The sequence below is a fragment of the Mangrovibacterium lignilyticum genome (assembly GCF_010882175.1).
In the GTDB taxonomy this organism is placed as follows: domain Bacteria; phylum Bacteroidota; class Bacteroidia; order Bacteroidales; family Prolixibacteraceae; genus Mangrovibacterium; species Mangrovibacterium lignilyticum.
This window is the reverse complement of sequence record NZ_WKLH01000002.1, coordinates 335,267-346,707: the sequence shown is the minus strand read 5'-3', so window position 1 is coordinate 346,707 and position 11,441 is coordinate 335,267. Positions and strand designations below refer to the sequence as shown.

Here is an 11,441-nt window from a genome sequence, read left to right as displayed (position 1 = left end):
AGAAAAGCCGGTTTTAAACCGGCTTTTTATTTTCTCCCGGATTGGGCAATACAACCCGTGTTCGCGGTAAATGTTGCGGATATTTTTCTTGTACAAATTTGATCAGCTCTTCCCTCACTTTTACGCGAAGATCCCATGATGTGGGAGAATTTGCGGCACTGACAAGTGCTCTGATCTCCATCGTCATTTCCTTGGCATCGGTTACCTGCAGTACGTTTACATTGCCATCCCATTCTTTTGTGCGTTCTAAAATTCGGGTCAATTCATCCCGCATCGCATCAACCGGAAAACCATAGTCGACATAGATAAATACGGTTCCTAATATTTCGGCCGTTGTTCTGGTCCAGTTTTGAAATGGCTTGTCGATGAAATAGGTAATTGGAACGATTAATCGTCTCTTATCCCAAATCCGGACAACCACATAAGTCAGCGTAATTTCTTCAATCCACCCCCACTCTCCTTCAACAATTACCACATCATCCAGCCGGATGGGTTGCGTAAACGCAATCTGGAATCCTGCCAGAAAAAGAGCAATACTTCGTTGTGCAGCGAAACCGATAATGATACCGGCGATACCGGCACTTGCCAGTAAACTCATTCCCACTTGTCTGATTTTTGGAAAGCTCAACAAGGAAACAGCAAAAACAAATAGAATAACCAATACAATCAAAATCCGCTCAATAACAACCATTTGTGTCTGAATTTTTCGTGCTTTAAGGTTGTTCTCCGAATTGATGTCATACTTCGCTAAAACAACCAAGCGCAAGCTTTTGATGGCGATGATTAACAGCCAGCATATCAGGATATTAAAAATAATGGATTGGATGATGTGCATATCAATTGGCCAGTTTTCAAAGATGTCGCCCGGAATGAAGATTGCTGCCATACTGAACATGATCAAAATGCTAAGCGGAAGGCTCAACCGCTTCAGTACTTTCTTCCAGATGTGTTCATGATCATCATTCTTGGCGAGGCGCCTTAATAGTCGGATAACTAAACTGGCCAAAATCAATCCGATGAGAATACTAACGAGACCAATCATTATACTTTGAAATTCACTCATATTGAAATATTTCTTAGTTGAATTGAAAAATTTGAGACTAATACGCTTTTTCGGATTAGACTTGACTATTTGTGGCAGTTTAGTTTGAGAGGCTTGTATGTTAGAGCGCGCATAATTAACCTTTGTACCGAATGACCATTAAACTAATGTCGTCGGACTGATCAGCATGACCTCTAAAAGCAAATAATCGGTTCAGGATAAATTGGGTTGACTCTTTTGCCGACACATCTGGTAGATTTTGAATTGTTCGGAACAGATTACCCGATCCAAAGAACTCTCCTTTTTCATTTCTGCAATCCGTAACACCATCAGTATAGAGAATGATACGATCCCCGGCTTTCAATATTCCAGAATCACCACTGTAAGCCTTCGACGAATAAACACCGATTGGCAAACCATGCGTTTTATCCAATACCCGAACTTCATTATTGCGTGTTAAAATATAAGGGTAATTGTGTGCTGCATTACAATAGCTTATCTCCCCGGTTCTGACGTTTAATATTCCAAGGAATAAGGTTAGGAAGTTTTGATTCGAATTCTGCAAACTCAACTCATTATTCACCTGTTCGATGATCTGGTGAGCATCCAGTCCGTTCGATTTGCTTTTAATCATTGTGTGAGCAACAGCCATAAACAAAGCAGCCGGAATTCCTTTCCCGGAAACGTCTCCCATTGTAAAAAGCAAATGGTCCGAATCGATAAAAAAGTAATCATACAGGTCTCCCCCAATTGTTTCGGCAGGATCCAGTGACGCGAACAACTCAATTTGTGGATGTTTGGGATCCATTTTGAATTCAGCAGGGATAATTGCTGTTTGAATTTCTTTAGCTGACTTTAAATCCTTTTCAATCTTTCTGCGATCCTTTTTACTTTGATTTTGCTCATTCAGATGTTTCGTGTACTTCAGTTGAAGATCGTTTAAACTTGATGAGAGTATCTGTATTTCATTGCGTTGATCACTTAATCGGATATCTTCGGTGCTTAATCGTTTGATTGATTTGGCTATAGCTGATAAGGGAGATAGCATTTTTCGGGTGATCAGAAAGATGATTAGCAAAATAACCAACAAGCCGGCTGCTGACAGCAGGATGATTTTTCGTAACAACTGGTCGAGCTCCAAAAACAACTTCTTGGCCGGAATAATGATGGCAATAGTCCAGTAAGTATAAGGAACCGGTGCAAAATGAAACCAGGAACGCTCATAGTTGAACATTTCCGGGTAGGCAAAACCTGAACCTTGCTGATGCGATCGCAATAAAGACTCATATTGCATTCGATTCACCGGGAATATCTTATCCGGAACATCGTAAATGTTTTTCTTCATGACCCAGTTGGGATTCGGATGGGTCAGAAAAGTTCCATCCTGGCTCAAAATAATTGAAACCCCGCCTTTTTCAATATTTATTCCGGAAACAATTTTGCGCAGAAAGTTTAAGTTGATTTGTCCGGAAATGTATCCAAATAATTTTCCATCATCGGTCCTAATGGCTTTTGTAAAGCTAATTACCAATAAACTTGTATCTAAGGGACAGTAAAACGGATCAGACCAAAGGCCTTCTTTTTCATTTTTGACAATGCTCTTAATCTCATCAATATTTGGAAACTGACAGTACTTCTTTTCATGAAGCACAAGGAGTTCATTCTGACCCTTATTGAAAACCGAAAGATACCGATTCTCCTTTTCGCCTGGTAATTCAATCCGAAACCCTGATAGTATCGGATTCATCTTCAGCACATTCGTAAGGAAAGGCTCCAGACCATCATGCGCATTGTAATATGGAATCTGAGAACTTACATTTCGTGTGACTTCCTGTGCGGTAATGACGTAATGTGCGATTTCATTGGTGACTTTATCGGACTGATGAACAGCATTTTCTTCAATCTTTTGCATTAGAATTTGCTTACTGAAATTGTAATTCAGATACACACCCAATGCCACCATTATCGTAACGGTAGTAAGAATATAGAAACTAAGCTGAAACGCTATACTTCTGTTAACCATCTTCTAAGCCTCTAAGTGAATACAAATTATGAAAAAAATATTTAACGGAACTTACTTTGCTGAAGTTCTTTGAAACAATTTCTTGTCCCGGTATAATTACAGGTAGCAGTAGCAATCTTTCCCGCCTTAGCTAAACTCGTTTTGAAATTTCGGTCTTTCAACCAGTAATAACAAAAAGCTCCATGTAGAAAATCACCTGCTCCAAGGCTGTCAATAATTTGCTGATTTACGGTCTGGATCTCTTGAATATCGCCCCCTTCGCAATATAGGATTGATTTCTCTCCCCTGCTAATAGCTATTTGGGTAATCCCTTGGTTTCTAAAATATTCAAATACATCCTGATGTGTTGAACAACCGGGAGGCATAAATTCTGCGGAGCATATAACCAAATCCAACAATGGAATCAGATCTGACAAATGAGGTTTCCAGCTTCCTCCATCAAAAATAGTGGTGATATTCTGTTCTTTAGCTGCGCGGCAAAGAGACAATGTCATATCGGGATAAAACCCGTCAACCAGAATTGCGGCAGGTTTTTCTTCAATTAACAAGTCCGCAAAACTCAAATCGAGTTTGTGATTTTCAGGATGATGCGAAAGAATGGTCCGATCACCATTTGAACTTGTTATCACAGATGCAAAAACAGGATTGACCTTTTTCCCCTCAATAAAATCGATTGCCCGGATGCCGAAACGTTTAAAATCTTCGTCAATAAATTGATAAAAAGAATTTGCCCCGATTGCTGTTAGTAGTAAAGAGTCTCCATTTAGAAAAGCGAAAGCTGCTGCAGCATTCGCAGCAGGACCTCCAACCAAAATATCCGGAGGTTTACATTTTACTTTTTCGTTTGATCCCGGAAACTGATCTACCTGATATTGCATATCAAGCGTGGTCAGACCGGCAAAAAGAACTTGGGGCATGGTTCTTTGGTTTTGTTTGTCTGTTGGTATGGTTAAAAATAAAATAAAAAGCCGGACTGAAAATCAATCCGGCTGAAATTATCCAATTTGCTAAGAATTCATTAAGTATTCATCGCGCCGCAAACATTGATTGTTTGCCCGCTAACATACGAAGATAAATCAGATGCAAGGAACAGAGCAACTTTAGCAACTTCCTCGGGAGTACCACCGCGTTTCATTGGAATGTTTGCTTCCCATGCTTTGCGGGCATCTTCTGGAATAGCACCAGTCATTTCAGTAATAATGAAACCAGGAGCGATTGCATTACTGCGAATGCCGCGCGAACCAAGCTCTTTAGCGATTGATTTAGTGAACCCAATAATCCCTGCTTTTGAAGCTGAGTAGTTTGACTGGCCAGCGTTACCGCTTACACCAACAACTGAACTCAAGTTGACGATTGAGCCACTACGTTGTTTCAGCATCACTTTTTGAGCTGCTTTTGTAAAGTTGAAAACTGATTTCAGGTTGACATTGATTACAGCATCCCACTGGTCTTCTGTCATACGCATCAGCAAGGTATCTTTTGTAATACCGGCATTGTTTACCAACGCATCAATCCGGCCAAAATCTTCAACGATTTTACTAACCACTGCATCAGTCTCATCGAACAATGCGGCGTTTGATGCATATCCTTTTGCTTTTACACCTAATGCAGCCAATTCAGCTTCAGTCGCTTTCATGGTTTCATTTTCAAACAGGTCTGTAAATGCAATATTGCAACCTTCTTCTGCAAATTTTAAGGCGATGGCTTTACCGATACCTCTGGAAGCACCGGTTACAATGGCTGTTTTACCTTCAAGTAATTTCATGTGTTTAAAATTTATTTTTATTGGTCATTGCCTCTGATAAATCAGCCTCATTCCAACTGCGGGGATCAACCGTTACCAGCTCAATTTTTCCAATTTTAATTTTGCTGAACAAATATAGTGCTTTGATTTATCGAAGTACCAACTTGCCCAATAATTTTGAGAAATGGCTGAGCTCCTAACTAAATTCTTTAGAATCTTTGACCGAAAAGTTTTATAGATTCAGATGTAACTACTGTACATCGTGGAGATCCCAAATCTTATTTTGCGTATTGTTGTAAAGATTTCAATACTTTTGCTGAAAATACAGAATATGCTCGATCAAGCTACCATTTGTGCCATTGCAACATCTCCCGGAATGGGAGCAATTGCTACGATTCGACTCTCGGGAGAAACAGCCATAGAAATTGCCGATGTGGTTTTTCAATCGCCTAATAAAAAGAAAAAGCTCGCCGACCAAAAGGCAAATACGCTTCATTACGGAACCATCAGCGAAGGGACAGAAATTATTGATGAAGTGGTGATTTCGTTGTTTCGTGCCCCCCACTCTTTCACCGGCGAAGATATTATCGAAATTGGTTGTCACGGATCGGTGTACATTCAGCAGCGTTTGTTGCAGGTATTAATAAAACACGGTGCGCGCATGGCTCGGCCTGGCGAATTTACTCAACGTGCCTTTCTGAATGGTAAGATGGACTTGTCGCAGGCCGAAGCAGTGGCAGACCTTATTTTCTCCAGTAACGCTTCCAATCACAAAATAGCGTTGAAACAAATGCGCGGTGGCTTCTCAAAAGAGATTAGTAAGCTGCGCGGACAGTTGCTGCACTTTATTGCGATGGTTGAACTTGAGCTCGATTTCAGCGAAGAAGATGTGGAGTTTGCAGATCGCAAACAACTCATTTCACTCACAACTGAAATAGAAGCAGTGCTCAGCAAACTAGCCAATTCTTTTAAGTTGGGAAATGTGCTGAAGAACGGTGTCCCGGTTGCAATCGTTGGTGAAACCAATGTTGGAAAGTCCACCCTGTTAAACGCGCTATTGAAAGAAGAAAAAGCCATCGTTTCGGATATTCACGGAACAACTCGGGATGTGATTGAAGATGTAATTAATATTGAAGGAACTGCTTTCCGCTTTTTTGATACAGCGGGGATTCGTGAAACAACCGATCAAATAGAAAATCTGGGGATTGAACGCAGCTACAATAAGTTGGAGCAGGCAGAAATAGTGCTGCTGGTGACAGACCTGACCAACCCAATGAGTTTGATTAGTCAGCGCATTGATAAAATTAGGGAACGCTTACACGAACAGGCTTTAATTATCGTGGGTAATAAAGCCGACCTTGCGGGACGTGATAAACTATCGGAAATGCTTGCCGAAATTAGCTTGGGCGATCAGGAAGATTTGGTATTTATCTCTGCCAAACAACAGCAAAATCTTGAAAACCTGATTGACTTGCTAAAAGAAAATGCCAATTTACAGCAAGCTGAAGGGACTGATATAATTGTTTCCAACATCCGTCACTACGAGGCGCTTATGCAAGCTCATCAAGCAGTTGTGCGCGTTATTGATGGTTTGAATAACGGTATTAGTGGCGACTTTCTGGCCCAGGATATCCGCGAATGCTTACACTACATCGGAGAAATTACGGGAGAAATATCCAACGACGAAATCCTGGGACACATCTTTAAAAATTTCTGTATCGGAAAGTAACGACCACAAAACCAGCACGTACATATCATCTAAAAAATCTACTAAAAAAGCCCTTTTAAAAAGGGCTTTTTTAGTTAGTCAACTTTGTTTGTTTGAAACTACTTGCTAGTCTGTACTAGCTTAATCTGATTAACCTAGGTGTAATGTCGGCCTATTCTTAGCGGGATATTAGCACTTGATTCCATTTATTCTCTAACGAATAACAAACGATTTTTAAGTTATTCAGTTTTTCAGGAGGATGTCACTTTTTATAACATTTTTCTTTCAAAATACCTCCTACTTCTTACAACCTTCTTAAGATTTAACCGTAATTTAAGATAAATGCATCCCGATCTCCTAATAATAATCTTAAACCGGTGAAAAATGAAAAAGTTACTATTTACCTTCAGCATTTGTCTCTTAGTATTCGTAGTTAGTGCTCAACCAGCTTCAAAGAAACACGGACTGATACACAAAAAGTCAAGCGTTGAATATACAGCAAGTTCAAACGGGCACAGTCTTACAACAAAAAAACACTGGCAGTCGAGTAATGAATATAACGCTAGTTCAGATGGACACAGTCTGGCAACCAAAAAGCACGGACATTCAGGTATTATATTTACAGCAAGTTCAAATGGACATAGCCTTGCATCCAAAAAGCACGGACATTCAAATACCAGATTTGAAGAAGAACCCAGCCTTGCTCAAAACCTGGAAAATAACACTTTGGACGATCGTTAGTCGGTAAAATTTTCAAAAAACAAAAGTGCCGGGTCTCCCTGTTTGTTATTAAACAATTAGGTTTCGAACTTTAAAATACAAAAAGTCCTGCGAGCAATCGCAGGACTTTTTGTATTTGGCCAATATTATTTATAGCAGGTCCATTCTTGTAGTATCAGTATTACAATACTCAAAAAAAGTACAATATTTTTTTGATATTCAATTGTATTTCCTAAACCGGAAAGTAAATTTGCCCCCTACTTTGTAAGTGTTTTGTGTTTTAGTATGAAAAAGGATCTGATTTGTAGCTTACAATCTGTAACCACGATAAATATTGACATTTAACTTTATTGATCTTTCATCAGCCTTGAAGCATTTACATGTTCTATTGTTATTAACGACACGTTTATATGAAACTAAAAAAGTTTATTCCAGCCTTGGCAGCGGCTATTAAAGATGCCGGATTTGATCAAACATCCAAAGATGTTGAAGATATAGCTGTCCCGAAAATCATGTCGGGCGCAGACTTGATTGTCAATGCATGCGAAGGTTCAGGAAAATCAACAGCTTTGGTTATAGGAATCATCCAACAATTAAAACAGGCCATAGAAGAGGCACCACGAGCAATTATTATTGTTCCAACAAAGGAGAAAGCCTATGAATTGGAAGACCAGTTTAAAATGCTAGGGAAAGAAACCGACTTACGCACATTCGTGGTTTTTGACAAGGGCAATCTACTTTATCAGAAAGAAATGATTTACGAAGGATTGGACATCCTGATTGGTACACCGACGCGAATTGATGAGTTGTTCAGTGCAACCGGTATTCCAATGGTTAAAGTGAAAATCCTTGCTTTTGATGATGCAGAACAAATTCTTACACCCAAATATCAGCCCTTTGTTTATCGACTGGTTTACGCTCTTCCGAAAGCTCAGAAAATCCTGATGGCCAATTCGTGGAGCGAGCGCTTCGAAGAGCTTGAAGAGCGCGCTTTAACTAATCCGGTGGTGATTGAATTGACGGAGGAAGATGGCGACGAGAATTAATCAGGTCATCCACATCGGAAGGATACCAAATAAATTCATAGGGCAATTGCTCATTGAGCGGTTGTTTTTATTTCTTCATCCCGGCAATATCTGAAATCAGCGATTTCATGCGTTTGAAATGTGAACCCTTCCAATAAACCTTATTGCAAGTTGCACAATAATAAAACTCATTGAAACAAGTTAATGTATCCTTATCAACTAAATCGGTTACTTGATCACGTGTTTTGGGAACCAATAGCGCATTGCAGGTCATGCATCTCGTAAATGGTTTAAACTGACTTTTCAGATCAAATTTGTTAACGATCTCTATCAGCTGGTTATGCTTATGAATTGCTCTTATATAGTATCCATGAGTTATTCGTTTCGAGTTCAGTAACATTTTGTCACGCGTAAGAATAATTCGATTCTCCCTAAGGGAAATATTAATTATTTCTTCATCGCCAAAATCATTCCGGTATAAGGTGTCAAATCCAAGCATACGCAAGTACTTCGTCAGTTTACCAAGATGCGCATCTGCAATGAATCTTGTTTTTCGTAAGGCCTCTTTGTAAGTGGTTTTTAGACTGCTAATATCAAAAGTTTCAAACGTTGGGTAAACAGAAATATAATCACCATTTTCCAATTTATGCCAGCGTTCGGCAGGATTGCCATTCACCAATATCAGATCGATTTCGGACAAGGGTATCCCCAGAGTCGCAATGGCTTCAGAAACAAAAACCGGTGTTCTTAATTTTAAGACAAATGATTTGTATTTCCACTTATCTGCCAAAAAATCATTTAACTCTGCATAACATCTGAAAATAATGTCAATATAGATTCTATTGCTATCTAGCTTCAAAACAATTAGGAAAAAATATCAGTAACAAGTTAACGAATGCTTCTTTGATTTATACCGGCTTCTGAACTATTTTGTTGGCATGATTTCGACAGAAAGTAACTAGAAGAACATGAATATTCCTCATCGACTCTCTCTCTTGTATGACAATTAAAGCAACAAAATGATTGTCGTAATTTATTCAGGTTCATTTTCCTTAAAGTATATTTAATCTAACCTTCTTTTTGCGTATTAGATTCATGCTAAACCCAGAAATAATTTTAAGGACAAAAAATTAATCCTACTTTCGTGAACAATTCGTATTAGACTTGCGCAGAAAATAAGAAGCAAGGCAAATAACCAAACTTAGATCACACCAAATCCCCCTAGATTGAGAACAAGTGATTGCAGACCTCTGATTAGAGTGGAAGCTGAAAGGAGTTGAAATTATATGATTGAAAAGTATTTAAAACAAAGCACCTTTAACGATTTTGAAGATTTTAAAGCAAACTATAAATTAGTTATCCCCGAGGATTTCAATTTTGCTTATGATGTTGTTGATGGATGGGCTGCGAAAGCTCCAAACAAGAAAGCCTTACTTTGGACAAACGACAAAGGAGAAAGCAGTACTTATACCTTTAGTGAATTAAAAGAGATTACCGACCGCACAGCGGGTTATTTTTCGTCCCTCGGAATTCAAAAAGGTGATATGGTTATGGCGATATTAAAACGCCGTGCCGAGTTTTGGTTTACCATTATTGCATTGCACAAAATTGGAGCTGTCATTATACCGGCAACCCACCTGCTAACCTCTAAAGATATTGTTTACCGAGCCAATGCGGCCTCTATTAAAGCAATTATTTGTGATGGGGATGATACGATCTTAAACCATGTGAATAAGGCCATGCCCGAGTCTCCATCGGTTGAAAAACTGATTTCCATTGGCCCGAATATTCCCGAAAGATGGGAGGACTTTCAGACCGGAATTAAAAATGCTCAGCCTTTTGAGCGTTCGGAAGAACCGACTAAAAATGAGGATCCGATCATCGTCAGTTTTACCTCGGGAACCACGGGCGATCCTAAAATGGTTACGCTGGACAGTGTTTACCCATTGGCACATATTGTTACTGCAAAATACTGGCAAAATCTGCACGAAGACAGTCTTCACCTAACCATTGCTGATACCGGATGGCTCAAGGCTGTCTGGGGAAAATTGTATGGACAATGGTTGGTTGGTGCGACCGTTTTTGTATACGACCACGAAAAATTTACACCTTCAGCGATATTGGAAGTTCTTTCGAAATACCGGGTTACGTCGCTTTGCGCTCCGCCAACTATTTTTCGCTTTCTGATTCGTGAAGATCTGTCCAAATACGACTTATCGGCACTGGAATGGTGTACCATCGCCGGTGAAGCATTGAACCCGGAGGTGTACGAAAAATTCCTTGCCATGACTGGTATCAAATTACGCGAAGGATACGGACAAAGTGAAACAACGCTTACCATATTTACCTCGCCTTGGGTTAAAGCCAAACCCGGATCTATGGGCTTACCCAATCCGCATTACGATATCGATCTGCTTACACCTGAAGGGCATTCAGCCAAAGCAGGAGAACAAGGTCAAATTGTTGTTCGCTATGGTGAAAAATATCCATCGGGACTATTTAACGGTTACTACAGAAATCAGCGACTGACAGACGAGGTGATGTCAGATGGAATATACTATACGGGCGATTTGGCCTGGAAGGACGACGATGGCTATTTCTGGTTTGTAGGAAGGGCTGACGATGTTATTAAAAGCTCAGGATATCGGATTGGGCCTTTCGAAGTGGAGAGTGCACTAATGACTCACCCTGATATTGTGGAATGTGCGATCACTGGCATCTCCGATGAGATACGCGGACAAATCGTAAAAGCCACGGTCGTATTAGCGCAGGATTGCAAGCATAAAGCAGGTGACGATCTTGTAAAGGAGATACAAAATCATGTTAAGGAAGTAACAGCTCCTTACAAATACCCGCGTGTTATCGAGTTTGTAGAAGAACTTCCTAAAACGATCAGCGGAAAAATTCGCCGTGTAGAAATCCGGGAACGGGATACGAACTAATTTATATTTCTGGATACTGAAGAACCTCAAAATACATTTCCCTCGCCTACCAGCGGGGGATTTTTGTTAGCCCCAAAAAAACCGAGAATAGGATCGGATCTTTTGCGGAGGAGCTTCATTTGTCGGCAAACTATTTCGGAGATCTAATGAAGAATGAAACAAGAATATACGTTCTTCTTATTCAATTGTTATTATATTTTCTCAGCTACATTGATTTGATAATCAGTAGGTCTGTAT

At 39.8% G+C, this 11,441-nt stretch carries 9 protein-coding genes; 4 read left to right on the top strand and 5 right to left on the bottom strand.

The genetic code is table 11. The features are described 5' to 3' along the window. Nucleotides 1-13 precede the first annotated feature (13 nt). From GJV22_RS08815 to fabG, 4 genes are all read right to left on the bottom strand, one after another. Nucleotides 14-1,063 (bottom strand): mechanosensitive ion channel family protein, encoded by a 1,050-nt coding sequence (locus GJV22_RS08815; RefSeq protein WP_163711818.1) that lies wholly within the window; start codon nt 1,061-1,063, stop codon nt 14-16. Nucleotides 1,064-1,178: 115 nt separating this feature from the next. After that, complete coding sequence (locus GJV22_RS08810) at nt 1,179-3,065, bottom strand: SpoIIE family protein phosphatase (RefSeq protein ID WP_163711816.1); 1,887 nt, start codon at nt 3,063-3,065, stop codon at nt 1,179-1,181. 41 nt (nt 3,066-3,106) lie between these two features. Beyond that, complete coding sequence (locus GJV22_RS08805) at nt 3,107-3,982, bottom strand: PfkB family carbohydrate kinase (RefSeq protein ID WP_163711814.1); 876 nt, start codon at nt 3,980-3,982, stop codon at nt 3,107-3,109. Nucleotides 3,983-4,083: 101 nt separating this feature from the next. Then, nucleotides 4,084-4,830: a 3-oxoacyl-[acyl-carrier-protein] reductase gene (gene fabG, locus GJV22_RS08800; protein WP_163711812.1), complete on the bottom strand. Its 747-nt coding sequence runs from the start codon at nt 4,828-4,830 to the stop codon at nt 4,084-4,086. Nucleotides 4,831-5,140: 310 nt separating this feature from the next. On the opposite strand from fabG, the gene mnmE reads away from it, so the two are divergent. From mnmE to GJV22_RS08785, 3 genes are all read left to right on the top strand, one after another. Continuing rightward, nucleotides 5,141-6,538: a tRNA uridine-5-carboxymethylaminomethyl(34) synthesis GTPase MnmE gene (gene mnmE, locus GJV22_RS08795; RefSeq protein WP_163711811.1), complete on the top strand. Its 1,398-nt coding sequence runs from the start codon at nt 5,141-5,143 to the stop codon at nt 6,536-6,538. A 363-nt stretch (nt 6,539-6,901) separates the two neighbouring features. Next, nucleotides 6,902-7,258, top strand: a complete 357-nt coding sequence (locus GJV22_RS08790) for a hypothetical protein (protein WP_163711809.1) — start codon at nt 6,902-6,904, stop codon at nt 7,256-7,258. A 389-nt stretch (nt 7,259-7,647) separates the two neighbouring features. Beyond that, entirely contained in the window at nt 7,648-8,283 is a 636-nt protein-coding gene (locus GJV22_RS08785) for a DEAD/DEAH box helicase (RefSeq protein ID WP_163711806.1), read from the top strand. Nucleotides 8,284-8,350: 67 nt separating this feature from the next. Here the strand turns inward: GJV22_RS08785 and GJV22_RS08780 are convergent, their stop codons facing one another. Beyond that, nucleotides 8,351-9,121, bottom strand: a complete 771-nt coding sequence (locus GJV22_RS08780) for a Mut7-C ubiquitin/RNAse domain-containing protein (protein WP_262888215.1) — start codon at nt 9,119-9,121, stop codon at nt 8,351-8,353. Nucleotides 9,122-9,548: 427 nt separating this feature from the next. Here GJV22_RS08780 and GJV22_RS08775 point away from each other — a divergent pair, with 427 nt between their 5' ends. Further along, nucleotides 9,549-11,204, top strand: coding sequence for an AMP-binding protein (locus GJV22_RS08775; RefSeq protein ID WP_163711801.1), 1,656 nt, complete (start codon nt 9,549-9,551; stop codon nt 11,202-11,204). Nucleotides 11,205-11,441 lie beyond the last annotated feature (237 nt).